The following is a 24107-nucleotide window of genomic DNA, read 5'->3' on the forward strand; positions in this document are numbered from 1 at the left end:
TCTCGTTTACGTTATCATTCACTTTCACATCAGAGATTCAACATGGCGCTTTCCAATACTGCTCAGCCAATGAACACGTCGCTGCGTAAGCTCGCGGTCGTCGTCGCCACAGCGGTTGCCGGCATGTCTGCTTATGCTCACGCGGCCGAAACCCCGAAAAAAGAAGAAACCATTACGGTTACCGCAGCACCTGCGGCACAGGAAAGTGCCTGGGGGCCTGCTGCGACCATCGCCGCACGGCAATCCGCGACCGGAACCAAAACGGATACCCCTATTCAAAAGGTTCCGCAGTCTATTTCTGTGGTCACTGCCGAAGAGATGGCGCTGCATCAGCCGCGCTCGGTGAAAGAAGCCCTGAGCTATACGCCGGGCGTTGCGGTAGGCACGCGCGGCGCGTCTAACACCTATGACTATTTGATCATCCGCGGCTTCGCGGCCGATGGTCAGACGCAGAATAACTACCTCGACGGCATGAAAATGCAGGGGAACTTCTATAACGACGCGGTGATTGATCCTTACATGCTGGAGCGCGCCGAAATCATGCGCGGCCCGGTTTCCGTTCTGTACGGCAAAAGCAGCCCGGGCGGTTTGCTGAACATGGTCAGTAAGCGCCCAACAACCGAGCCGCTGAAAGAGATCCAGTTCAAAGTTGGCACGGATAGCCTGTTCCAGACCGGGTTCGATTTTAGCGATGCGATCGACGACGACGGCGTTTACTCTTATCGCTTAACGGGCGTTGCGCGTTCTAATAACGCTCAGCAGGAGCGTGCTGAAGAGCAGCGTTACGCCATCGCGCCATCGTTCTCCTGGCGTCCGGATGATAAAACCACCTTCACGTTCCTCTCCTACTTCCAGAACGAGCCTGAAACGGGCTACTACGGCTGGCTGCCAAAAGAGGGAACGGTTGAGCCGCTGCCGAACGGCGATCGTCTGCCGACGAACTTCAACGAAGGCGCGAAGAACAATACCTATTCCCGTAACCAGAAAATGGTGGGATACAGCTTCGACCACGAGTTCAACGATACCTTTACCGTGCGTCAGAACCTGCGCTTTGCCGAGAACAAAACCTCGCAAAACAGCGTATACGGTTATGGCGTCTGTACCGATCCGGCAAACAGCGGCAACAAACAGTGTGCCGCGCTAGCGCCATCGGACAAAGGCCATTATCTGGCGCGTAAATACGTTGTCGATAACGAAAAGCTGCAGAACTTTACCGTTGATACCCAGCTGCAGAGCAAATTCTCAACCGGCGAGGTGGACCACGTCCTGCTGACCGGCGTTGACTTTATGCGCATGCGGAATGACATCAACTCCTGGTTCGGTTACGACGACTCTGTTCCGCTGCTGGATCTCTACAATCCGGTAAACGGCGATTTTGATTTCGGCTCAAAAGATCCCGCGACCTCCGGCCCATATCAGATCCTCAACCGTCAGAAACAGACGGGGCTGTACGTTCAGGATCAGGCGCAGTGGGATAAAGTGCTGGTAACCCTGGGCGGCCGTTATGACTGGGCCGATCAGGAATCCTACAACCGCGTGACGAACACCACCTCCAAACGTGATGATACCCAGTTCACCTGGCGCGGTGGCGTTAACTATCTGTTTGATAACGGCGTAACTCCGTACTTTAGCTACAGCGAATCGTTTGAACCGGCTTCGCAGACCGATGCCCAGGGCAAGCTGTTCTCCCCGTCTAAAGGCAAACAGTACGAAGCGGGCGTGAAATACGTGCCGAACGATCGTCCGATCGTCGTCACCGGTGCGTTGTACCAGCTGACCAAAACCAACAACCTGATGGCGGACCCGGCGGGCTCCTTCTTCTCGGTTCAGGGCGGTGAAATCCGCGCGCGTGGCGTAGAACTGGAAGCGAAAGCGGCCCTGTCTGCAAGCGTCAACCTGGTGGGTTCTTATACCTACACCGATGCGGAATACACCACGGACACCACCTACAAAGGCAACACGCCTGCTCAGGTGCCAAAACACATGGCATCGTTGTGGGGTGATTACACCCTGTTTGACGGTGCGCTGTCTGGTCTGACGCTGGGTACCGGCGTGCGTTACACGGGCTCAAGCTATGGCGATCCGGCGAACTCCTTCAAGGTGGGCAGTTATACCGTTGTCGATGCGCTGGTCAGATACGATCTGGCACGCGTTGGCATGGCGGGCTCAAACGTGGCGCTGCACGTGAACAACCTGTTCGATCGTGAGTACGTTGCCAGCTGCTTCAATACCTACGGCTGCTTCTGGGGTGCTGAACGTCAGGTTGTTGCCACCGCGACCTTCCGCTTCTAATCTCTCTTCGGGCACGGTTCGCCGTGCCCTTTTTATTTAAGTTGGCTGATATGCAGGATATTCAAACGCAACCCGACACCACCTTTACGCTCAACCATCTCTCCTTTCGCGTACCCGGGCGCACGCTGCTGCATCCGCTCTCTCTGACGTTCCCTGCCGGTAAAGTGACGGGCCTGATTGGTCACAACGGTTCCGGTAAATCCACGCTGCTCAAGATGCTGGGGCGCCATCAGCCGCCTTCAGAAGGCGATATTCTGCTGGATGACCAACCGCTGGAGAGCTGGAGCAGTAAAGCCTTTGCCCGCAAAGTGGCCTATCTGCCGCAGCAGCTGCCACAGGCGGAAGGGATGACGGTGCGTGAGCTGGTGGCGATTGGGCGTTATCCGTGGCACGGTGCGCTTGGGCGCTTCGGCGTCGCCGACAGAGAGAAGGTGGAAGAGGCGATTGCGCTGGTCGGGCTAAAACCGCTGGCGCACCGTCTGGTGGATAGCCTGTCCGGCGGCGAACGTCAGCGCGCGTGGATCGCGATGCTGGTGGCGCAGGACAGCCGCTGCCTGCTGCTGGATGAACCGACCTCTGCGCTGGATATCGCCCATCAGGTCGACGTCCTGGCGCTGGTGCATCGCCTGAGCCAGCAGCGTGGCCTGACGGTCATCGCGGTTCTGCACGATATCAACATGGCCGCGCGCTATTGTGACTACCTCGTCGCGCTGCGCGGGGGCGAGATGATTGCCCAGGGGACACCGGCAGAGCTGATGCGCAGCGAAACGCTGGAACATATTTACGGTATTCCGATGGGTATTCTGCCTCACCCGGCCGGGGCTGCACCGGTGAGCTTTGTCTACTGATGCTGAATAACACACGCATTAGCCGCCGTCGCCTGCTGACGGCGATGGCGCTCTCGCCGCTGCTGTTAAAAATGAATACGGCGCGTGCCGCCGCCGTCGATCCGCATCGTATTGTGGCTCTGGAGTGGCTGCCGGTCGAACTGATGATGGCGCTCGGCGTCACGCCCTATGGCGTGGCGGACATTCCTAACTATAACCTCTGGGTGAACGAGCCAAAGCTGCCGGACTCGGTAATCGACGTCGGCCTGCGTACGGAGCCAAACCTTGAGCTGCTGACCCAGATGAAACCCTCGTTCCTGTTCTGGTCAGCGGGCTACGGCCCGTCAGAGGAGACCATGGCGCGCATTGCGCCTGGACGTGGATTTGCTTTCAGCGACGGTAAAAAACCGCTGGCCGTGGCGAAAAACTCGATTAACGAGATGGCGCATTTCCTCAACCGCGAAGCGGAGGCCAAAAAGCATCTCGACGAATTTGATGCCCTGATAGACTCCCTGAAGCCGCGCTTTGCTCACCGGGGCGATCGTCCGCTGCTGATGGTGACGCTGCTGGATGCCCGCCATATGCTGGTCTTCGGTAAAAACTGTCTTTTCCAGGAGGTGCTGGACAGCTTCGGCATTCGCAACGCCTGGGAAGGGGAGATGACCTTCTGGGGCAGTACCGCCGTGGGTATCGACCGCCTGGCGGCGTTTCGCGATGTGGACGTGCTCTGTTTCGACCACGGTAATGAACGCGACATGCAAACCCTGATGGCGACCCCGCTCTGGCAGGCGATGCCGTTTGTACGCGAGAAGCGCTTCCAGCGCGCCCCGGCTGTCTGGTTCTACGGCGCGACGCTGTCGGCCATGCATTTTGCCCGCGTGCTGGATAACGCCCTGGGAGGTAAAGCATGAGTACGCGTATCGCCCGCTTCCCGGCGCTGCTGTTATCCCTGCTTTTTCTGGTTGCGCTGGTATTAACCGGCTTCAATCTCTCCGCGGCCTTACCGCGCGCGCAGTGGGGGGCCGCTCTGGCCTCGCCGGATATCGACAATATTCAGCAGATGCTGTTCCACTACAGCCTGCTGCCGCGTCTGGCGATCTCCCTTTTGGTCGGGGCCGGCTTAGGGCTGGTGGGCGTGCTGTTCCAGCAGGTTTTACGTAACCCGCTGGCAGAGCCAACCACGCTCGGCGTCGCGACCGGCGCGCAGCTTGGGATCACCATCACCACGCTGTGGGCGCTGCCGGGAGCGTTAACCTCGCAGTTTGCGGCACTCGCGGGGGCGTGCGTGGTGGGCGCGCTGGTCTTTGGCGTGGCCTGGGGCAAGCGCCTTTCTCCTGTGACGCTTATTCTGGCCGGGCTGGTGGTGAGCCTGTACTGCGGGGCGATTAACCAGCTGCTGGTGCTGTTCCATCACGATCGGCTGCAAAGCATGTTCCTGTGGAGTACCGGCACGCTCACCCAGACCGACTGGAGCGTTGTAGAGCACCTCTGGCCGCAGCTGGCTGGCGGCGTCGTGCTGACGCTGCTGCTCCTGCGCCCTCTGACGCTCATGGGGCTGGATGATGGCGTGGCGCGTAACCTGGGGCTGGCGCTGTCGCTGGCTCGTCTGGCGGCGCTGACGCTGGCGATTGTATTGAGTGCCCTGCTGGTCAACGCGGTCGGCATCATCGGATTTATCGGCCTGTTTGCGCCGCTGCTGGCGAAAATGCTCGGGGCGCGTCGCCTGCTGGCGCGTCTGATGCTGGCGCCGCTGATTGGGGCGCTGATCCTCTGGCTTTCCGATCAGCTTATTCTCTGGCTGGCGCAGGTCTGGAGGGAAGTCTCCACCGGCTCTGTGACCGCGCTTATCGGGGCGCCGCTGCTGCTGTGGCTGCTGCCGCGCCTGCGCAGCATGAGCGCACCGGCGATGGACGCCGGCGATAAAGTCTACGCGGAACGTCAGTCGGTGCTGTGGTTTAGCCTTGCCGGTCTGGCGGTGCTGATGATCGCCTCGTTCGCGGCGCTCTCATTCGGACGCGATGCCATGGGCTGGCACTGGGCAACGGGTGATTTACTCAATGAACTGGTGCAGTGGCGCTGGCCGCGTATCTTCTCCGCGCTGATCGCAGGGGTGATGCTGGCGGTGGCGGGGTGCATTATTCAGCGTCTGACCGGCAACCCGATGGCAAGCCCTGAAGTGCTCGGGATCAGCTCTGGCGCCGCCTTTGGCGTGGTGCTGATGCTGTTCTTTGTGCCGGGGAATGCGTTTGGCTGGCTGATGCCTGCCGGCAGTATCGGCGCGGCAGTCACGCTGATGATTATCCTGATTGCCGCCGGTCGCGGCGGATTTTCGCCGCACCGCATGCTGCTGGCCGGGATGGCGCTCAGCACCGCATTTACCATGCTGCTGATGATGCTGCAGGCCAGCGGCGATCCGCGTATGGCGAAGATCCTGACATGGATTTCCGGCTCAACCTACAACGCCACCGGCAGCCAGGTGGTCTGGTCCGGGATCGTGATGCTCGTGCTGCTGGCGATGGTGCCGCTGTGCCGCCGCTGGATGACCATTCTGCCGCTTGGCGGCGAAACCGCGCGCGCGGTGGGAATGGCGCTGACGCCAGCGCGCGTGGCCCTGCTGCTGCTGGCGGCGTGCCTGACGGCTGTGGCAACCCTGACGATTGGACCGCTGAGTTTTGTCGGATTAATGGCGCCGCACATTGCCAGAATGATGGGATTCCGCCGGACGATGCCGCATATCGTCATGTCGGCCCTGACGGGCGGGGTGATGCTGGTGTTCGCGGACTGGTGCGGAAGAATGGTGCTGTTCCCGTATCAGATCCCGGCGGGTCTGCTGTCGACCTTTATCGGTGCGCCGTACTTTATTTATCTGTTGAGAAAGCAGAGTCGGTAGTCAGGTGCGGCCTGTTGCCCTCACCCCGACCCTCTCCCACGGGGAGAGGGAGAACATCGTAGGCCGGGTAAGCGTTAGCGCCACCCGGCAATGCCCTTAGAGCTTCGCAAACACCTTGCGCGCCGCGTCGATGGTGTTGTTGATATCTTCTTCGCTGTGCGCCACGGACATAAAGCCCGCTTCGAACGCGGACGGCGCCAGGTACACGCCTTCTTCCAGCATCAGGTGGAAGAAGCGCTTGAAGCGTTCAACGTCGCACTTCACCACGTCCTGATAGCAGGTCACGGTTTTCGCATCGGTGAAGAAAATCCCGAACATGCCGCCCACGTGGTTTACCACCAGCGGAATACCCGCTTCTTCTGCCGCTTCCAGCAGACCGTTTGCCAGCTGCGAGGTCAGGTCGGTCAGGGTTTCGTGAATACCCGGCTGAGCCACTTCGGTCAGGCAGGCAAAGCCCGCCGCCATGGCGATAGGGTTACCGGAAAGCGTGCCCGCCTGGTAAACCGGGCCGGTTGGCGCCAGGGCTTCCATCACGTCTTTGCGTCCACCGAATGCGCCGACCGGCATGCCGCCGCCGATGATTTTGCCGAGGCAGGTCAGGTCCGGCACGACGTCGTAGTAAGACTGGGCACCCGCCAGCGCCACGCGGAAGCCGGTCATGACTTCATCGATGATCAGCAGCGCGCCGAACTTGTCGCACAGGGCACGCAGGCCCGGCAGGAAGTCAGGCTGCGGTGGGATACAGTTCATGTTGCCGGCAACCGGCTCAACGATGATGCAGGCGATCTCCTGCGGATACTGCTCGAACGCCGCGCGAACGGTAGCAAGATCGTTGTAGGTGCAGGTCAGGGTGTGCTTCGCGAAATCTGCCGGTACGCCCGGGGAGTTCGGCTGGCCGAGCGTCAGCGCGCCGGAACCGGCCTTCACCAGCAGGCAGTCCGCATGGCCGTGGTAACAGCCTTCAAACTTGATGATTTTATCGCGACCGGTAAAACCGCGCGCCAGGCGGATGGCGCTCATGGTCGCTTCGGTACCGGAGTTCACCATACGCACCATGTCCATGGTAGGCACCAGTTCGGTCACCAGCTCCGCCATTTTCACTTCCATTTCGGTTGGCGCACCGAAGCTCAGGCCGCGCTGGGCGGCTTCAATTACCGCGTTACGAATGGCCGGATGGTTGTGCCCCAGCACCATCGGCCCCCAGGAACCCACATAATCGATATAGGCTTTGCCATCGACATCATACAGATACGCGCCGTCAGCACGTTCGATAAACAGCGGCGTACCGCCCACGCCGGTGAAGGCGCGCACAGGTGAGTTCACGCCACCCGGAATAAGCTCGCGGGCTGCACTGTAGAGGTTTTCAGACTTGCTCATGGCGTCGTTCCTGGTTCGAATAAAATGGTTAAGCCCACTATTCTATGTGATTCGGGGAAGGTTATGAAATTTTTAGCCGGGCAATGCTTTAAGATTTGTTAAGTAATTTTCAGGAGACGGTAGGGCCGTCTCTGGTAAAATCCTCGCGGCTTTTTGTGTGACAAATAAGAACAGGACATGAAATCAGATTCTCCGTCTTTTGAAGAACAACAGTTTACGCGCGCCCAGCACCGAATCAGCATTCGGCGGCTGCTCAATCGCGATAAAACGCCGCTGGCGATCCTGCTGGCCGCTGCCGTGGTGGGCACTCTCGCGGGCCTGGTTGGCGTAGCGTTTGAAAAAGCGGTTAATGCCGTACTCAACTGGCGAGTGGGCACCGTGGCCGGTTTCGCCGACAGCGAATGGCTGGTCTGGGTGTGGGCATTCGGGCTGTCCGCGCTGTTTGCCATGGTGGGGTATTTTCTGGTGCGTAAATTCGCGCCGGAAGCGGGGGGATCGGGGATCCCGGAAATTGAAGGCGCGCTTGAGGAGCTGCGTCCGGTGCGCTGGTGGCGGGTGATTCCGGTTAAGTTCATCGGCGGCATGGGGACTCTGGGCGCGGGAATGGTGCTTGGACGGGAAGGACCCACGGTACAGCGGGGGGGGAACGTCGGCCGCATGGTGGGCGATCTGTTTCGGATGCGAAGCGCCGAAGCGCGCCATACGCTGCTGGCAACCGGCGCGGCGGCGGGGCTTTCCGCCGCGTTTAACGCGCCGCTGGCGGGCATTTTGTTCATTATCGAAGAGATGCGCGCGCAGTTCCGCTACAACCTGATCTCAATTAAAGCGGTATTCACCGGCGTCATTATGTCGAGCATCGTGTTTCGCATCTTTAATGGCGAGGGAGCGGTCATTGAGGTGGGTAAACTGACCAACGCGCCGGTCAATACCCTGTGGCTTTACCTGATCCTCGGCATGATTTTTGGCGTGGTGGGGCCGCTGTTTAACACCTTTATCCTGCGCGCTCAGGATATGTTCCAGCGCATTCACGGCGGGAACACCACGAAATGGGTGCTGATGGGCGGTCTGCTGGGCGGAATGTGCGGCGTACTCGGGTTTATCGAGCCGAATGCCGCAGGCGGCGGGTTCGGGCTGATTCCCATTGCGGCGGCGGGGAATTTCAGCGTGGGTCTGCTGCTGTTTATGTTTATCTCCCGGGTTATCACGACGGTACTGTGCTTCTCTTCCGGCGCGCCCGGCGGGATTTTTGCCCCGATGCTGGCGCTGGGTACGCTGCTCGGGACCGCGTTTGGTATGGCGGCTGAAGTGGGCTTTCCCGCCTATCACCTTGAGGCCGGGACCTTTGCGGTGGCCGGAATGGGGGCGCTGCTGGCCGCGTCCCTGCGTGCGCCCTTGACCGGGATCGTGCTGGTGCTGGAGATGACGGACAATTACCAGCTCATTTTGCCAATGATCATTACCTGTCTCGGCGCGACACTATTAGCCCAGTTCCTGGGTGGAAAACCGTTATACTCCACCATCCTCGCGCGTACCCTGGCGAAACAAGAGGCTGAACGGGCCGCCACGCAGAATACTTGAATGAATTACCAGGGTATTAGATAATGAGACAAAGAATTGGGTGAATTTTACCCAATAGCAGTATTCATGGGAGCATAAGATGAGTGATGACGTAGTAGCTGTACCGCTCGAATTTACCGAAGCAGCAGCCAACAAAGTGAAAGTCCTGATTGCCGACGAAGACAATCCGGATCTGAAACTGCGTGTTTATATTACCGGTGGCGGCTGCAGCGGCTTCCAGTATGGTTTTACCTTTGACGATCAGGTTAACGATGGCGATATGACGATCGAGAAACAGGGCGTCGCGCTGGTGGTTGACCCGATGAGCCTGCAATATCTGGTGGGTGGTTCGGTGGATTACACCGAGGGTCTGGAAGGTTCGCGCTTTGTGGTCACGAACCCGAATGCGACAAGCACCTGCGGATGTGGATCTTCGTTCAGCATCTAAGAGAGTGCGGGCTGATGCCCTCACCCCGGCAAAACGCTAAAAACGGTAACCTTGCGGTTACCGTTTTGCATTTACCTGCCATTCTCATCCAGCGCAAACGTCGGCAGCTTCAGGTGCCAGCGTATCGCCGCTAAACGTATCACCAGCGTCACGACCATCCCCAGCATCGCGGCATTTTCCAGCGGGAGGGCAAAGGTGTAGTACGCGGTAGCGTGAACAATCCCGCCCACAATGCAGGCCGTCGCGTAAATTTCAGTACGCAGGATCATCGGCACTTCACGCGCCAGAATGTCGCGAATGATCCCACCGCCCACGCCGGTTAATACGCCCATGCAGATTGCCACCATCGGACCGGTACCGGCATTAAACGCCTTATTAACGCCAATACCGACAAACACGGCCAGACCCACGGCATCCAGTACCGGCAATATCCACTTGGGTAAGCGGCGGGGCTGGCGAACCAGCACAATGGTCAACAGGCAGGTGACCATCGCGACCACCAGATCGGTAGGATCTTTCACCCAAAACACCGGGCCATTTGCCAGCGCCATATCGCGGATAGTCCCGCCGCCGACGGCGGTCACGACGCCCAGCACCAGCACGCCAAACGGATCCATGCGTAGTTTTCCGGCGAGCAGAACGCCGGAGATAGCAAAAACGGCTGTGCCAAGAATATCCAGCCAATAAACGAGCATCGTTAAATCCTCGAAAAGGGTCTTATGTTAGTGACTCTCTGCCAGCGCGGCACAGAGCTGTTTTGCGGCGAGGATAATACGCGGGCTGGCGCGTTCAAACCAGTCGCTGTTGAGCGGGATCACCGGAATTTTTAGCTGCTTTTGCCAGAATTGTTCAATTTTAGGAATCTCGCTCGCATTTCCGACCACGACGATGGCCTGCGGCTGGCGCGCCAGCACCTGTTCGCGGCTCACCTGAGGCCACGGCACCCGGCTGGCAGCAAAGATGTTTTCACCGCCGCAGACTTCCAGCACCTGGTTCTGAATCGACCCTTTTCCGGTGGTGAACAGCGGCTGGCTGCCAAACTGCAGGAAGATGCGCTTTTTAACAGGGGTATCGTATCGGGATTTCAGCGCGGCATAGTCGCTCAGCATCTGTTTCGCCGCAGCCTCGGCTTTTTTGGGCGTAGGGCTGTAGGGTGCCAGGGCGCGTAGCGCCTGAGCGACCTGCTCAATGCTGACGGCATCAATCCACATGACCTTTATGCCAAGCGAGGTGAGCTGGTTGACCTGCCGCTCGGCGTTGCCGCCGCGCCAGGCCAGCACGAGATCCGGTTTAAGCGCCACGATGCGCTCAAGGTTCATCCCCTGCCAGGTTGCCACCTGTTCAATACCCGCGGCTTGCGGTGGGTAATCCGAAAAGCTACTCACGCCAACGGGCGTGATCCCGGCGGCAAACGCCAGTTCCGTATTTGCGGGAGAGAGAGTAATCACGCGCGGTAACGCATAGAGCCACAGCGGTGCGAGAAGAAGCAGGGCGGCCAGCGCCCTGACGGTATGTTTAGCCACGTGCCAGATTCTGCACCAGGCGCTCCACCATCACGGTGGACTGTTTTGCCGCAACGGTCAGGAACTCGTCGAAGCTGATGTGGGACTGCTGGTCTGCCACGTCAGAGATGGCGCGAACCACCACGAACGGTACGCTGAAGTTATGGCAAACGTGAGCGATCGCGGTCGCTTCCATCTCAACGGCAACCGCCTGAGGGAAGTTATGACGGATTTTCGCCAGCCCAACGGAGCCGTTGATAAAGGCATCACCGCTGACAATCAGACCGCGTACCGCGTTGAGGTTGAGTTCTGCGATGCAGGTCTCTGCCGCCGCAATCAGTTTGTCGTCAGCTTTAAAACCAGCAGGGCAGCCCGGGAGCTGGCCGTACTCGTAACCGAACGCGGTGACGTCGGCATCGTGGTAACGCGCTTCGTCGGAAACAACGATATCGCCCACTTTCAGCGTCGGCGCCAGGCCACCCGCAGAGCCGGTATTCACGATCACGTCCGGCTTGCAGCGCTCAAGCAGCAGGGTTGCACCCAGCGCAGCAGCCACTTTACCGATGCCTGATTTCAGCAGAGCCACGTCAACACCGTTCAGCTGGCCGGTATAGATCTCACAACCTCCCAGAGAGAGGGTCTGACGGTTCTCAATTTTGTCACGCAGCAGCGTAACTTCTTCTTCCATTGCACCAATAATGCCGATTTTCATAGATTTACTCGCGATGTGCCTTGTTAAGATGCATAGTCTATCATGCGGTTAAGGGGAAACGCATTCTCACGCGGGGGAGCACATGTCACCAATCGATTTTCGCACCAAAATAAACTGGCACCGACGTTTCCGTTCGCCGCAGGGCGACAAGAGCGAACATGAGATCCTGCGTATATTCGAGAGCGATCGCGGGCGGATCGTTAACTCGCCTGCCATCCGCCGTCTGCAGCAAAAAACTCAGGTGTTCCCGCTGGAGCGTAACGCCGCGGTGCGCACGCGCTTAACCCACTCGATGGAAGTGCAGCAGGTCGGGCGCTACATTGCCAAAGAGATTTTGAGCCGTCTCAAAGAGCAGCGTTTACTGGAAACCTATGGTCTGGACGAGCTGACGGGGCCCTTCGAGAGCATCGTTGAGATGGCCTGCCTGATGCATGACATCGGCAACCCGCCTTTCGGCCACTTTGGTGAGGCGGCTATCAATGACTGGTTTAAGCAGCGGCTTTATCCTTCGGATGCGGTAAGCCAGCCCCTCAGCGATGACCGCTGCATCGTACGCGATTTACGCCTGCGTGAAGGTGAAGAGGGGCTGAACGATCTGCGTCGCAAAGTGCGCCAGGATTTGTGTCACTTCGAGGGCAACGCGCAGGGGATCCGGCTGGTCCATTCCCTGATGCGCATGAACCTGACCTGGGCACAGGTCGGCTGCATTCTGAAATATACGCGCCCCGCGTGGTGGATGGGGGATACGCCCGCGTCCCACAGCTATTTAATGAAAAAACCGGGCTATTACCTTTCCGAAGAGGTCTATATTGAACGGTTACGTAAAGAACTTTCATTGACGCCAAACGGCCGCTTTCCATTGACCTGGATTATGGAAGCCGCCGATGATATTTCCTATTGCGTGGCCGATCTGGAAGATGCCGTGGAGAAAAGAATCTTCAGCGTCGAGGAGCTTTATCAACATCTTTATACGGCCTGGGGTACCCATGAAAAAGGCTCGCTGTTTGCGCAGGTTGTCGAAAATGCCTGGGAAAAATCGCGCTCAAATACATTAAGCCGCAGTACGGAAGACCAGTTCTTTATGTATTTGCGGGTCAATACATTAAATAAACTGGTGCCGTATGCGGCGTCGCGTTTTATTGATAATTTGCCGCTCATTTTCAGCGGGGAATTCAACCACGCGCTGCTGGAAGATGACAGTAGTTTCAGTCAACTCCTTGAGCTTTATAAACATGTGGCGATGCGGCATGTATTCAGCCATCCGGATGTCGAGCAGCTAGAGCTGCAGGGCTATCGGGTAATCAGTGGGTTACTGGAAATTTATTCCCCGTTGCTTCAGCTGTCGGTCGATGAATTCAGCGAACTGGTGGAACACGAGCGCGTGCGCAGAATACCCATCGAATCGCGGCTTTATCAGAAACTTTCTACCCGGCATCGTCTGGCGTATGTCGAAGCGATTGGTAAGCTGGAACGCAACTCTCCCCAATGGCCGGTGATGGAATATTATTATCGCTGCCGTCTTATCCAGGACTATATCAGCGGCATGACGGATTTGTATGCCTGGGATGAATACCGCAAGCTCATGGCGGTGGAATAATTCCGGAGTTTTGTAAAGACGGCCAATAAATTTTTACCTTTTCCATAAACTTATCGCCGGAACTAAGCGGTATAAAATGAATCTGAGTTACACAGCAATTTTGCGTTACCTGTAAATCGAGATTGAGAAACATGAAAAAAACCACATTAGCAATGAGTGCACTGGCTCTGAGTTTAGGTTTAGCGCTGTCTCCTCTGACTGCTACTGCAGCCGAGACCGCGTCGTCGGCAGCAACCGCGCAGCAGATGCCAAGCCTGGCACCGATGCTCGAAAAAGTGATGCCATCGGTGGTGAGTATTAACGTTGAGGGCAGCACGACCGTCAATACGCCGCGTATGCCGCGTAACTTCCAGCAGTTCTTCGGCGACAACTCGCCGTTCTGCCAGGACGGTTCGCCATTCCAGAGCTCTCCGTTCTGTCAGGGCGGCGGTGCCGGGGATGACAGCCAGGGCGGCGGCCAGCAGCAGAAATTCATGGCGCTTGGCTCGGGGGTAATTATTGATGCGGCGAAAGGCTACGTCGTCACTAACAACCACGTTGTCGATAACGCGAACAGCATTAAGGTTCAGCTGAGCGATGGCCGCAAGTTCGATGCCAAAGTGGTGGGTAAAGACCCGCGTTCCGACATCGCGCTGATCCAGATTCAGGATCCGAAAAACCTGACGGCGATTAAAATTGCCGACTCCGATGCGCTGCGCGTGGGCGACTATACCGTGGCGATCGGTAACCCGTTCGGTCTGGGTGAAACCGTGACCTCGGGTATCGTTTCTGCGCTGGGCCGTAGCGGTCTGAACGCGGAAAACTACGAAAACTTCATCCAGACGGATGCGGCGATCAACCGCGGTAACTCCGGCGGTGCGCTGGTGAACCTGAACGGTGAGCTGATCGGTATCAACACCGCTATCCTGGCACCGGACGGCGGCAACATCGGCATCGGTTTTGCTATCCCGAGTAACATGGTGAAAAACCTGACCGCGCAGATGGTGCAGTATGGCCAGGTGAAACGCGGCGAGCTGGGTATCCTCGGTACGGAGCTGAACTCCGAACTGGCTAAGGCGATGAAAGTTGACGCTCAGCGCGGGGCATTCGTCAGCCAGGTGATGCCAAATTCCTCTGCGGCGAAAGCGGGCATTAAAGCGGGGGATGTGATCACCTCCCTGAACGGTAAACCGATCAGCAGCTTTGCCGCCCTGCGTGCCGAAGTGGGCTCGATGCCGATTGGCAGTAAAGTGACCCTCGGCCTGCTGCGCGACGGTAAGCCGGTTAACGTGAGCCTGGAGCTGCAGCAGAGCAGCCAGAATCAGGTGGATTCCAGCACCATCTTCAGCGGTATTGAAGGTGCCGAGATGAGCAATAAAGGCGCAGACAAAGGCGTGGTGGTGAACAACGTGAAAGCGAATTCACCGGCAGCCCGTATCGGCCTGAAAAAAGGCGATGTGATCATGGGTGCTAACCAGCAGCCTGTGAAAAACATCGCTGAACTGCGCAAAATTCTCGACAGCAAGCCTTCCGTGCTGGCGCTGAATATCCAGCGTGGTGATACCTCTCTTTATCTGCTGATGCAGTAATCCTCTGAAGCCCCTGTTCGCAGGGGCTTTCTCGTTTTTGTGATTCTTGCCACAACTCCATACTTCTTCCTCTCTCTTTGTGCATTCGCACAATGCAGCCGTCGCTGAACTTCCCTATGCTTGAGCTCTGCTCACGGGAGGGTTACATGGCTGGCTGGCATCTTGATACCAAAATGGCGCAGGATATCGTGGCGCGCACCATGCGCATCATTGATACCAATATCAACGTAATGGATGCCCGCGGGCGCATTATTGGCAGCGGCGATCGCGAGCGTATTGGGGAATTGCACGAAGGTGCGCTGCTGGTGCTTTCTCAGGGGCGGGTCGTGGATATCGACGATGCGGTAGCGAAACACCTGCACGGCGTACGTCAGGGCATCAATTTACCGCTGCGTCTTGAAGGCGAAATTGTGGGGGTAATTGGCCTCACCGGCGAGCCCGAGTCACTGCGAAAATACGGTGAGCTGGTCTGTATGACGGCAGAGATGATGCTGGAGCAGTCGCGCCTGATGCACCTGCTCGCTCAGGACAGCCGCCTGCGTGAAGAGCTGGTAATGAACCTTATTCAGGCGGAAGAGCATACGCCTGCGCTCAGCGAATGGGCGCAGCGTCTGGGGATCGATTTAAACCAGCCGCGCGTGGTGGCGGTCATTGAGGTCGATAGCGGCCAGCTTGGCGTGGACAGCGCGATGGCCGAGCTGCAGCAGCTGCAAAATGCGCTGGCGACGCCGGAGCGCGATAACCTGGTGGCGATCGTTTCTCTGACGGAAATGGTGGTCCTCAAACCGGCGCTCAATGCGTTCGGCCGCTGGGATGCCGACGATCATCGTCGTCGCGTGGAGCAGCTGATCTCCCGGATGGAGGAGAACGGCCAGCTGCGTTTTCGCGTTGCGCTGGGCAACTACTTTACCGGGCCGGGCAGTATTGCCCGCTCCTGGCGTACCGCGCGCACCACCATGATGGTCGGCAAGCAGCGGATGCCGGAGAGCCGCAGCTATTTCTATCAGGATCTGATGCTGCCGGTGCTGCTCGACAGCCTGCGCGGGGGCTGGCAGGCCAATGAGCTGGCGCGGCCATTGGCGCGTCTGAAAGCCATGGACAACAACGGCCTGCTGCGCCGGACGCTGCAGGCGTGGTTCCGCCATAACGTGCAGCCGCTGGCGACCTCAAAAGCGCTGTTTATTCACCGCAATACGCTTGAGTATCGGTTAAACCGGATTTCAGAGCTGACGGGGCTGGATCTGGGAAACTTTGACGACAGGCTGCTGCTGTATGTGGCGCTGCAGCTGGACGAGCAGCGATGATGTTGTTTGCCGGGTGGCGGCTTCGCCTTACCCGGCCTACATGATGATTTTCTCCCTCTCCCTGTGGGAGAGGGCCGGGGTGAGGGCATCAGGCCGCACCCAACTTATTTGTTGCGAGTTAATTTCTCAAGATCCGCTTCAATCTCGCTGATCTTATTTGTTACAACGCTTTCAAGGTGACGCAGATCGTCAAGGATCTTACGCTTAAGATCGACTTCGGTGCGGTCGCGCTGGCAGATCTGATCGAGTTCATCGATCACATAGCGCAGGTTAGGGCTGATTTCCTGTACTTCTTTGTAGCCCTGTCCTACACCGTCAGCCACAACGGTCTTACGCTGGCGTGGATATTTAAACTTCACGCTTTTGGCGAAAAACTCTCCTTTGTCCTTGTGAAAATAGATTTTCAGAATATCGTTATTGGCTTCCTGACGGAGGCTGTAACGATCAATTTCATCAGGATTGGTAATGCCCAGACTTTTCAGATTATCGTACATAGCGGTACCCTTGATCTCAACATAACCTTTGAATAATTAACGAAAAAATCTATTTTCGCCACCCTCAGATATAAAAAAAGCGGGGTTGCCCCCGCTTTTTGTTATACCCGATTAATCGATGGTGCGCAGCAATTCGTTGATGCCCACTTTACCGCGCGTTTTCGCATCCACTTTCTTCACGATAACCGCACAGTACAGGCTGTATTTGCCATCTTTTGACGGCAGGTTGCCGGAAACCACCACGGAGCCCGCCGGAACGCGACCGTAGTGAACTTCACCGGTTTCACGGTCGTAAATACGAGTGCTCTGACCGATGTAAACGCCCATGGAGATCACGGAGCCTTCTTCAACGATCACGCCTTCAACCACTTCAGAGCGCGCGCCGATGAAGCAGTTGTCTTCGATGATGGTCGGGTTAGCCTGCAGTGGCTCCAGAACACCACCGATGCCCACGCCGCCGGAAAGGTGAACGTTTTTACCGATCTGCGCGCAGGAACCGACGGTCGCCCAGGTATCAACCATGGTGCCTTCGTCAACGTAGGCACCGATGTTCACGTAGGATGGCATCAGCACGGTGTTGCGTGCGATAAACGCGCCCTGACGAACCGCCGCAGGCGGTACCACGCGGAAGCCTTCTTTCTGGAAACGCGCTTCGTCGTAGTCAGCGAATTTCATTGGCACTTTATCGAAGTAGCGGCTTTCTGCTCCGTCGATAACCTGGTTATCGTTGATACGGAAAGAGAGCAGCACGGCTTTCTTCAGCCATTGATGAGTGACCCACTGACCGTCGATTTTTTCTGCCACGCGCAGCGCGCCGGAATCCAGAAGGGAAATCACCTGGTTTACCGCTTCACGGGTCACGGTATCCACATTTGCCGGGGTAATCTCGGCGCGACGCTCAAAAGCGGACTCAATAACGTTCTGTAACTGCTGCATTGTTTACTCTTTCCATTTCACTAAAAAACATATCACCCTTTATCGTTTGGATTGAGGGCTGCTGTCAACCGTTGTTGCACTTCAAGCTGCAGGTCATTATTAAGGGCACGCCGGTCCGCTGTTGCGATTATAAATAAATCTTCTACTCGCTCGCCAATCGTTGTAATTCGGGCGCCGTGGAGCGAAATTCCCAGATCGGCAAAAACCTGGCCGACGCGGGCAAGCAGCCCTGGCTGGTCGAGCGCGATCAGCTCCAGGAACGATTTACGGTCGGTGTGGGTCGGCAGGAAATTGACCTCGGTATCGACGGTAAAGTGGCGCAATTTCGCCGGCTGGCGACGCGGCTGGGGGGGCTGCCAGCTGCGCTGGGTAATCGCCTGTTCCAGACCAAAACGTATCCCTTCATGCCTGTCCGACGAGAGCGGGCTGCCGTCCGGCTCAAGCACGATAAAGGTGTCCATCGCCATGCCGTCGCGGGTGGTGAAAATCTGCGCGTCGTGAACGCTCAGGTTACGCCTGTCCAGTTCGGCGCAGACCGCAGCAAACAGATAAGGTCGGTCCGGGCTCCAGATGAAAATCTCCGTCCCGCCGCGGGTAGCCTGCGGGCTCAGCAGGATCATCGGCTGGGACAGATCGTGCTTCAGCAGATGCCGCGCGTGCCACGCAAGCTGGTTTGGGCTATGGCGGACAAAATAGTTGGCGCGGCAGCGGGCCCAAATCTGATGCAGTGCCTCTTCATCAATATTATCCATCCGCAGCAGTGCCAGCGCCTGCAGCTGGTGATGGCGCACGCGTTCGCGCATGTCCGGGGTGTTTTGCATCCCGCGACGCAGCTGTTTTTCGGTGGCGAAGTACAGCTCGCGCAGCAGGCTCTGCTTCCAGCTGTTCCACAGGGTCTCGTTGGTGGCGCAGATATCGGCCACCGTCAGGCAGACCAGATAGCGCAGACGGTTTTCCGTCTGAACCTCTTCCGCGAACTGCTTGATCACTTCCGGATCCTGAATGTCACGACGCTGCGCGGTGACCGACATCAGCAGGTGATGGCGCACCAGCCAGGCCACCAGCTGCGTTTCACGCGAGTTCAGGCCGTGCAGTTCGGCAAATTTCAGCACGTCCTGCGCGCCCAGCACCGAATGGTCACCGCCGCGACCTTTGGCGATATCGTGGAACAGGGCGGCAATCAGGATCAGTTCCGGATGGGTCAGGCGCGGCCACAGTTCGACGCAGAGCGGGTGGCGGGAGCGCGTCTCTTCTCTCGCAAAGCTTTCCAGCTTTAGCATCACGCGGATCGTGTGTTCATCCACCGTGTAGGCGTGGAACAGATCGAACTGCATTTGCCCGACAATGTGCGACCACTGCGGCATATAGGCCCACAGCACGCTGTGGCGGTGCATCGGCAGCAGGCCGCGGCTGACGGCGCCTGGGTGGCGGAGCATGCTCAGGAATAGCGAACGCGCTTCCGGGATATAGCACAGCGGCTGCGTCAGATGACGGCGCGCGTGGCGCAGATGGCGAAGGGTGGTGGAGTAGATCCCGCTGATGGTGCTGTTGCGCACCATGGTATAGAACATTCGCAGAATCGCTTCCGGCTCGCGGATGAACAGCGTTTCGTCGCGCAGGTCGATAAGCGTGCCGCGCAGCTGGAATTCGTCATCAATCGGACGCGGTTTTTCGTCCGCCGTCAGAGCCAGAATGGCCTCGTCGAACAGCTGCAACAGCATCTGGTTCAGCTCGGTCACCCGGCGGGTGACGCGGAAGAAATCCTTCATCATGTGCTCAACCGGCTCGTTGCCTTCGCCCTGATAATTCAGACGCTGAGCCACGCTGAGCTGGCGGTCAAACAGCAGGCGGTTATCGTAGCGGGTGACTTCCAGATGCAGGGCAAACCGGATGCGCCACAGCAGGTGCAGGCACTCGTTCAGCTCGTTACGCTCGGCCTCGGTTAAAAAGCCGAAGCCGACCATCTCGTCCATCGAGGTGGCACCAAAATGGCGGCGGGCGACCCACTGCAGGGTGTGGATGTCGCGCAGGCCGCCGGGGCTGCTTTTAATATCGGGTTCAAGATTATAGCTGGTGCCGTGGTAGCGCTGGTGGCGCTGGTTTTGCTCCTCGACCTTCGCGGCGAAGAACTTTTCTGACGGCCAGAAGCCGTCGCTGAAGATGTGTTTTTGCAGCTCCAGGAACAGGGCGACGTCACCAATCAGCAGGCGGGTTTCAATCAGGTTGGTGGCGACGGTCAGGTCCGATAACCCTTCCAGCAGACACTCTTCCAGGGTACGCACGCTGTGGCCGACTTCCAGCTTTACGTCCCAGAGCAGCGTCAGCAGTTCGCCAATTTTTTGCGCCTGTTCGTCCGGCAGCTTTTTGCGGCTTAAGATCAGCAGATCGATATCGGAAAGCGGATGCAGCTCACCGCGGCCATAGCCCCCGACGGCAACCAGCGCAACATCACTGATTTGCCCAAACCCGTAATCGATCCACAGGCGCTGCAGCAGCTGGTCGATAAATTCGGTGCGCGCTTCAATGAGCTGCTCGGCCGACACGCCTGCGTCAAACGCGCTGCCCAGCCAGCGATGGAAAACATCCATATGGGCTTTAATATGCGCGCAGGTCAGCTCGTGCGACGGCCAGACGCCCGGGTTATCGGGCTGGTCGGGGAGGGTGGGAAGTGCTGTGTTAGCATACTGTTCGGGTAAAAGATTACTCATCGTGCGCCACCCATAAGAAAAAGCTATAGCCATTAAAAAAGCCGGCATTTGCCGGCTTTTTTATCATTCATCGTGCGTCAGTATCGCCGGGATGGTGTCATCCTTGCGCAACGTCATAATTTCGCAGCCGTTGTCTGTTACCACAATAGTATGCTCGTACTGCGCAGACAAGCTTCTGTCTTTGGTTTTCACCGTCCAGCCGTCTTTCATGGTGCGGATGCGGTAATCACCCGCGTTGACCATCGGCTCAATGGTAAAGGTCATGCCTTTTTGCAGCACCACGCCGCCGTCATCTGCATCATAGTGCAGGACCTGCGGTTCTTCATGGAAGACGCGACCAATGCCGTGACCGCAGTACTCGCGCACCACGGAGAAACCTTCGGCTTCCACAAACTTCTGGATTGCCGCACCGAGGGTACGCAGGCGAATACCCGGTTTAACCATTTTCAGCGCCAGGTAGAGGCTCTCTTGCGTCACTTTGCACAGACGCTCGCCGAGAATCGTCGGCTTGCCAACGATGAACATTTTTGAGGTGTCACCGTGGTACTCGTCTTTAATGACGGTTACGTCGATGTTGACGATGTCGCCATCTTTCAGCAGTTTTTCGTCATCCGGAATGCCGTGACACACCACTTCATTAATAGAGATGCAGACGGATTTCGGGAAACCGTGGTAGCCGAGGCAGGCGGAAACCGCGTGCTGCTCGTTCACGATATAGTCGTTACAGATACGGTCCAGTTCACCGGTGCTGACGCCCGGCTTCACGAACGGCTCGATCATTTCCAGCACTTCCGCGGCCAGACGACCGGCGATGCGCATCTTTTCAATTTCTTCAGGTGTCTTAATAGAGATAGCCATGTAATCTGTCCATCGGTGTCGATTTTTTCGACAATACTAGTCTAAGTGTCGTCAATGGTATCAGTCAGGCACGCTCCGTGCCAAATTGAGAATCATTAACAGCACACTCCGCCAACAACTGTTGGTTTCTGGTCGTGTTTTGTGGTATAAAGCGCGCCGGACTTCCGATCCATCTCAGATACACAGGCTGGACGGAAGCGACAAATCTCACTTTGTGTAACAACACACACGTATCGGCACATATTCCGGGGTGCCCTTCGGGGTCGGTAATATGGGATACGTGGAGGCATAACCCCAACTTTCAATATAGAGGTTTTAAACATGGCAACTGTTTCCATGCGCGACATGCTCAAGGCTGGTGTTCACTTCGGTCACCAGACCCGTTACTGGAACCCGAAAATGAAGCCTTTCATCTTCGGCGCGCGTAACAAAGTTCACATCATCAACCTTGAGAAAACTGTACCAATGTTCAACGAAGCCCTGGCTGAGCTGAACAAGATCTCTTCCCGTAAAGGTAAGATTCTGTTCGTTGGTACTAAGCGCGCTGCAAGCGAAGCTGTGAAAGATGCTGCTAACAGCTGCGACCAGTTCTTCGTGAACCATCGCTGGTTGGGCGGCATGCTGACCAACTGGAAAACTGTTCGTCAGTCCATCAAACGCCTGAAAGATCTGGAAACCCAGTCTCAGGACGGTACTTTCGACAAGCTGACTAAGAAAGAAGCGCTGATGCGCACTCGTGAACTGGACAAGCTGGAAAACAGCCTGGGCGGTATCAAAGATATGGGCGGCCTGCCAGACGCGCTGTTCGTAATCGATGCAGACCACGAGCACATCGCAATCAAAGAAGCTAACAACCTGGGTATCCCGGTATTCGCTATCGTTGATACCAACTCCGATCCGGACGGTGTTGACTTCGTTATCCCGGGTAACGACGACGCAATCCGTGCTGTTAGCCTGTACCTGAGCGCTGTAGCTGCTACCGTTCGTGAAGGCCGTTCCCAGGATCTGGCTTCTCAGGCGGAAGAAAGCTTCGTAGAAGCTGAATAATAAGGTTTTACCCCTTATTAGTACCGTGTATGAATAGGGGCCCATTACCGGCCCCTTTTTTCAATTTACACTGTTTGGCCCCCGGCCGGGCAGTTCACATCTCCCGAGGATTTAAGAATGGCTGAAATTACCGCATCCCTGGTAAAAGAGCTGCGCGAGCGTACTGGCGCAGGCATGATGGATTGCAAAAAAGCGCTGACTGAAGCGAACGGCGACATCGAGCTGGCAATCGAAAACATGCGTAAATCCGGTGCGATCAAAGCAGCTAAAAAAGCAGGCAACGTTGCTGCTGACGGCGTGATCATCACTAAGATCGACGGCAACTACGGCATCATTCTGGAAGTTAACTGCCAGACTGACTTCGTTGCTAAAGATGGCGGTTTCCAGGCATTTGCTAACAAAGTTCTGGACGCAGCTGTTGCTGGTAAAATCACTGACGTTGAAGTTCTGAAAGCACAGTTCGAAGAAGAACGTGTTGCGCTGGTTGCTAAAATCGGTGAGAACATCAACATCCGTCGCGTATCTTCTCTGGAAGGCGACGTTCTGGGCTCTTACCAGCACGGTGCACGTATCGGTGTTCTGGTTGCGGCTAAAGGCGCTGACGAAGAGCTGGTTAAACAGCTGGCTATGCACATCGCTGCAAGCAAACCAGAATTCGTTAAGCCAGAAGACGTGTCTGCTGAAGTGGTAGAGAAAGAGTACCAGGTTCAGCTGGACATCGCGATGCAGTCTGGTAAGCCAAAAGAAATCGCAGAGAAAATGGTTGAAGGCCGCATGAAGAAATTCACCGGCGAAGTTTCTCTGACTGGCCAGCCATTCGTAATGGACCCAAGCAAGTCTGTTGCTCAGCTGCTGAAAGAGCACAACGCTGACGTAACTGGCTTCATCCGCTTCGAAGTGGGCGAAGGCATCGAGAAAGTTGAGACTGACTTCGCAGCAGAAGTTGCTGCAATGTCCAAGCAGTCTTAATGATTGAAAAGGAGCCGCCTGAGGGCGGCTTCTTTTTGTCACCCGTCACAGGAAATCAGACAGGCTCCAGTATCGCTGTGCTGATTTGCGGCATATCATGTCGCCAGAATTAACCCCCATCTTAATCGTTGACAGTCTCAGGAAAGAAACATGGCTACCAATGCAAAACCCGTGTACAAACGCATTCTGCTTAAGCTGAGTGGCGAAGCGCTGCAGGGATCGGAAGGCTTCGGTATTGACGCAAGCATCCTTGATCGCATGGCACAGGAAATCAAAGAACTGGTCGAACTGGGTATCCAGGTTGGCGTGGTCATTGGCGGTGGCAACCTTTTCCGTGGTGCTGGTCTGGCGAAAGCGGGGATGAACCGCGTTGTGGGCGACCACATGGGTATGCTGGCAACCGTCATGAATGGCCTGGCAATGCGTGATGCACTGCATCGCGCCTATGTGAATGCCCGCCTGATGTCCGCGATTCCCCTGAATGGCGTTTGCGATAATTACAGCTGGGCAGAAGCCATCAGCCTGCTGCGCAATAACCGCGTGGTGATCCTCTCCGCCGGTACGGGTAACCCGTTCTTTACAACCGATTCCGCTGCCTGCCTGCGCGGTATCGAGATCGAAGCCGATGTGGTACTGAAAGCGACCAAAGTAGACGGCGTGTTTACTGCCGACCCGGCAAAAGATCCTTCTGCCACCATGTACGATCAGCTGAGCTACAGCGAAGTGCTGGATAAAGAGCTGAAAGTGATGGATCTTGCCGCCTTCACGCTGGCTCGCGACCACAAACTGCCGATCCGTGTCTTCAACATGAACAAGCCTGGCGCACTGCGTCGCGTGGTCATGGGCGAAAAAGAAGGCACTTTGATCACGGAATAATTTCCGTTGACGATAAATACAGGTAAGATTCCGCTTTATTTTGTAGTGGTATCTTACCCGGGCGCGCCTTTGGCGTTGTCATGAATTAAACGCGGCTATACTTAGCACACCTGTAGCGCTGTGCTGGCGGATAGTCTGCCTGAGA

20 protein-coding genes are annotated in these 24107 nt (G+C 56.9%); 12 read left to right on the forward strand and 8 right to left on the reverse strand.

Translation table 11 applies throughout. From position 1 onward, the window contains the following. The first annotated feature begins 42 nt into the window (after positions 1 to 42). The 4 genes from fhuA to fhuB are packed head-to-tail and all read left to right on the forward strand — an operon-like array spanning position 43 to position 6009. Positions 43 to 2292 carry a ferrichrome porin FhuA gene (fhuA, locus tag HB664_RS07120; RefSeq protein WP_087823359.1) on the forward strand — a complete coding sequence of 750 codons (2250 nt, stop codon included), beginning with the start codon at positions 43 to 45 and terminating at the stop codon, positions 2290 to 2292. Between the two features lie 50 nt (positions 2293 to 2342). Further along, positions 2343 to 3140 (forward strand): Fe3+-hydroxamate ABC transporter ATP-binding protein FhuC, encoded by a 798-nt coding sequence (fhuC, locus tag HB664_RS07125; protein WP_033144663.1) that lies wholly within the window; start codon positions 2343 to 2345, stop codon positions 3138 to 3140. Then, positions 3140 to 4030 carry a Fe(3+)-hydroxamate ABC transporter substrate-binding protein FhuD gene (gene fhuD / locus HB664_RS07130; RefSeq protein WP_033144664.1) on the forward strand — a complete coding sequence of 297 codons (891 nt, stop codon included), beginning with the start codon at positions 3140 to 3142 and terminating at the stop codon, positions 4028 to 4030. Before fhuC ends, fhuD begins: the two co-directional genes overlap by 1 nt. Beyond that, complete coding sequence (gene fhuB, locus HB664_RS07135) at positions 4027 to 6009, forward strand: Fe(3+)-hydroxamate ABC transporter permease FhuB (protein ID WP_213787677.1); 1983 nt, start codon at positions 4027 to 4029, stop codon at positions 6007 to 6009. The genes fhuD and fhuB overlap by 4 nt, the downstream gene beginning before the upstream one ends. 96 nt (positions 6010 to 6105) lie before the next feature. On the opposite strand, the gene hemL is transcribed toward fhuB, so the two are convergent. After that, positions 6106 to 7386 carry a glutamate-1-semialdehyde 2,1-aminomutase gene (gene hemL / locus HB664_RS07140; protein ID WP_219940536.1) on the reverse strand — a complete coding sequence of 427 codons (1281 nt, stop codon included), beginning with the start codon at positions 7384 to 7386 and terminating at the stop codon, positions 6106 to 6108. Positions 7387 to 7563: 177 nt separating this feature from the next. On the opposite strand from hemL, the gene clcA reads away from it, so the two are divergent. Both clcA and erpA read left to right on the forward strand, forming a co-directional pair. Further along, complete coding sequence (gene clcA, locus HB664_RS07145; protein WP_219940537.1) at positions 7564 to 8964, forward strand: H(+)/Cl(-) exchange transporter ClcA; 1401 nt, start codon at positions 7564 to 7566, stop codon at positions 8962 to 8964. A gap of 79 nt (positions 8965 to 9043) precedes the next feature. Further along, complete coding sequence (erpA, locus tag HB664_RS07150) at positions 9044 to 9391, forward strand: iron-sulfur cluster insertion protein ErpA (RefSeq protein ID WP_023310446.1); 348 nt, start codon at positions 9044 to 9046, stop codon at positions 9389 to 9391. A gap of 71 nt (positions 9392 to 9462) precedes the next feature. Here the strand turns inward: erpA and HB664_RS07155 are convergent, their stop codons facing one another. The 3 genes from HB664_RS07155 to mtnN are packed head-to-tail and all read right to left on the reverse strand — an operon-like array spanning position 9463 to position 11605. Continuing rightward, positions 9463 to 10086 (reverse strand): TRIC cation channel family protein, encoded by a 624-nt coding sequence (locus HB664_RS07155; protein WP_023334566.1) that lies wholly within the window; start codon positions 10084 to 10086, stop codon positions 9463 to 9465. A gap of 27 nt (positions 10087 to 10113) precedes the next feature. After that, positions 10114 to 10914 (reverse strand): vitamin B12 ABC transporter substrate-binding protein BtuF, encoded by an 801-nt coding sequence (gene btuF / locus HB664_RS07160; RefSeq protein WP_047060090.1) that lies wholly within the window; start codon positions 10912 to 10914, stop codon positions 10114 to 10116. Next, positions 10907 to 11605, reverse strand: a complete 699-nt coding sequence (mtnN, locus tag HB664_RS07165; protein WP_014882620.1) for a 5'-methylthioadenosine/S-adenosylhomocysteine nucleosidase — start codon at positions 11603 to 11605, stop codon at positions 10907 to 10909. Before mtnN ends, btuF begins: the two co-directional genes overlap by 8 nt. Positions 11606 to 11687: 82 nt before the next feature. Between mtnN and dgt the strand changes: the two genes are divergently transcribed. The 3 genes from dgt (at position 11688) to cdaR (ending at position 16074) form a co-directional block, all read left to right on the forward strand. Continuing rightward, complete coding sequence (gene dgt, locus HB664_RS07170) at positions 11688 to 13202, forward strand: dGTPase (protein WP_219940538.1); 1515 nt, start codon at positions 11688 to 11690, stop codon at positions 13200 to 13202. 131 nt (positions 13203 to 13333) lie between these two features. Continuing rightward, complete coding sequence (gene degP, locus HB664_RS07175; protein ID WP_024907518.1) at positions 13334 to 14770, forward strand: serine endoprotease DegP; 1437 nt, start codon at positions 13334 to 13336, stop codon at positions 14768 to 14770. Between the two features lie 146 nt (positions 14771 to 14916). After that, positions 14917 to 16074, forward strand: coding sequence for a DNA-binding transcriptional regulator CdaR (gene cdaR / locus HB664_RS07180; protein ID WP_023310452.1), 1158 nt, complete (start codon positions 14917 to 14919; stop codon positions 16072 to 16074). Positions 16075 to 16178: 104 nt separating this feature from the next. Here cdaR and HB664_RS07185 read toward each other — a convergent pair whose 3' ends face one another. The 4 genes from HB664_RS07185 to map all read right to left on the reverse strand — a co-directional run bounded on the left by HB664_RS07185 (position 16179) and on the right by map (position 21070). Next, on the reverse strand, positions 16179 to 16568 hold the full coding sequence (locus HB664_RS07185; protein ID WP_008501916.1) for a DUF3461 family protein: 390 nt from the start codon (positions 16566 to 16568) through the stop codon (positions 16179 to 16181). A 111-nt stretch (positions 16569 to 16679) separates the two neighbouring features. Beyond that, the gene (dapD, locus tag HB664_RS07190; protein ID WP_008501915.1) at positions 16680 to 17504 is read right to left on the reverse strand and encodes a 2,3,4,5-tetrahydropyridine-2,6-dicarboxylate N-succinyltransferase; all 825 of its coding nucleotides are present in this window, start codon (positions 17502 to 17504) and stop codon (positions 16680 to 16682) included. A gap of 32 nt (positions 17505 to 17536) precedes the next feature. Further along, positions 17537 to 20212, reverse strand: a complete 2676-nt coding sequence (gene glnD / locus HB664_RS07195; protein WP_219940539.1) for a bifunctional uridylyltransferase/uridylyl-removing protein GlnD — start codon at positions 20210 to 20212, stop codon at positions 17537 to 17539. 63 nt (positions 20213 to 20275) lie between these two features. Beyond that, a complete protein-coding gene (gene map, locus HB664_RS07200; protein ID WP_033144670.1) occupies positions 20276 to 21070 on the reverse strand; it encodes a type I methionyl aminopeptidase in 795 nt (264 codons plus the stop codon). 321 nt (positions 21071 to 21391) lie between these two features. On the opposite strand from map, the gene rpsB reads away from it, so the two are divergent. The 3 genes from rpsB to pyrH all read left to right on the forward strand — a co-directional run bounded on the left by rpsB (position 21392) and on the right by pyrH (position 23962). Then, positions 21392 to 22117, forward strand: a complete 726-nt coding sequence (gene rpsB, locus HB664_RS07205) for a 30S ribosomal protein S2 (protein ID WP_003856207.1) — start codon at positions 21392 to 21394, stop codon at positions 22115 to 22117. A gap of 117 nt (positions 22118 to 22234) precedes the next feature. Further along, the gene (gene tsf / locus HB664_RS07210) at positions 22235 to 23086 is read left to right on the forward strand and encodes a translation elongation factor Ts (protein ID WP_014882627.1); all 852 of its coding nucleotides are present in this window, start codon (positions 22235 to 22237) and stop codon (positions 23084 to 23086) included. Between the two features lie 150 nt (positions 23087 to 23236). Beyond that, on the forward strand, positions 23237 to 23962 hold the full coding sequence (gene pyrH, locus HB664_RS07215; RefSeq protein WP_008501910.1) for a UMP kinase: 726 nt from the start codon (positions 23237 to 23239) through the stop codon (positions 23960 to 23962). The last annotated feature ends 145 nt before the right edge of the window (positions 23963 to 24107 follow it).

Origin of the sequence: Enterobacter sp. DNB-S2, assembly GCF_019443845.1 — a bacterium.
GTDB classification, from domain to species: Bacteria; Pseudomonadota; Gammaproteobacteria; order Enterobacterales; family Enterobacteriaceae; genus Enterobacter; species Enterobacter asburiae_B.

Coding starts and splice junctions, on each gene's coding strand:
- fhuD (WP_033144664.1), top strand. CDS start 3,140: ATGCTGAATAACACACGCATTAGCCGCCGTCGCCTGCTGACGGCGATG.
- fhuB (WP_213787677.1), top strand. CDS start 4,027: ATGAGTACGCGTATCGCCCGCTTCCCGGCGCTGCTGTTATCCCTGCTT.
- degP (WP_024907518.1), top strand. CDS start 13,334: ATGAAAAAAACCACATTAGCAATGAGTGCACTGGCTCTGAGTTTAGGT.
- HB664_RS07155 (WP_023334566.1), bottom strand. CDS start 10,086: ATGCTCGTTTATTGGCTGGATATTCTTGGCACAGCCGTTTTTGCTATC.
- fhuC (WP_033144663.1), top strand. CDS start 2,343: ATGCAGGATATTCAAACGCAACCCGACACCACCTTTACGCTCAACCAT.
- map (WP_033144670.1), bottom strand. CDS start 21,070: ATGGCTATCTCTATTAAGACACCTGAAGAAATTGAAAAGATGCGCATC.
- dapD (WP_008501915.1), bottom strand. CDS start 17,504: ATGCAGCAGTTACAGAACGTTATTGAGTCCGCTTTTGAGCGTCGCGCC.
- dgt (WP_219940538.1), top strand. CDS start 11,688: ATGTCACCAATCGATTTTCGCACCAAAATAAACTGGCACCGACGTTTC.
- erpA (WP_023310446.1), top strand. CDS start 9,044: ATGAGTGATGACGTAGTAGCTGTACCGCTCGAATTTACCGAAGCAGCA.
- clcA (WP_219940537.1), top strand. CDS start 7,564: ATGAAATCAGATTCTCCGTCTTTTGAAGAACAACAGTTTACGCGCGCC.
- hemL (WP_219940536.1), bottom strand. CDS start 7,386: ATGAGCAAGTCTGAAAACCTCTACAGTGCAGCCCGCGAGCTTATTCCG.
- HB664_RS07185 (WP_008501916.1), bottom strand. CDS start 16,568: ATGTACGATAATCTGAAAAGTCTGGGCATTACCAATCCTGATGAAATT.
- rpsB (WP_003856207.1), top strand. CDS start 21,392: ATGGCAACTGTTTCCATGCGCGACATGCTCAAGGCTGGTGTTCACTTC.
- mtnN (WP_014882620.1), bottom strand. CDS start 11,605: ATGAAAATCGGCATTATTGGTGCAATGGAAGAAGAAGTTACGCTGCTG.
- tsf (WP_014882627.1), top strand. CDS start 22,235: ATGGCTGAAATTACCGCATCCCTGGTAAAAGAGCTGCGCGAGCGTACT.
- pyrH (WP_008501910.1), top strand. CDS start 23,237: ATGGCTACCAATGCAAAACCCGTGTACAAACGCATTCTGCTTAAGCTG.
- glnD (WP_219940539.1), bottom strand. CDS start 20,212: ATGAGTAATCTTTTACCCGAACAGTATGCTAACACAGCACTTCCCACC.
- fhuA (WP_087823359.1), top strand. CDS start 43: ATGGCGCTTTCCAATACTGCTCAGCCAATGAACACGTCGCTGCGTAAG.
- cdaR (WP_023310452.1), top strand. CDS start 14,917: ATGGCTGGCTGGCATCTTGATACCAAAATGGCGCAGGATATCGTGGCG.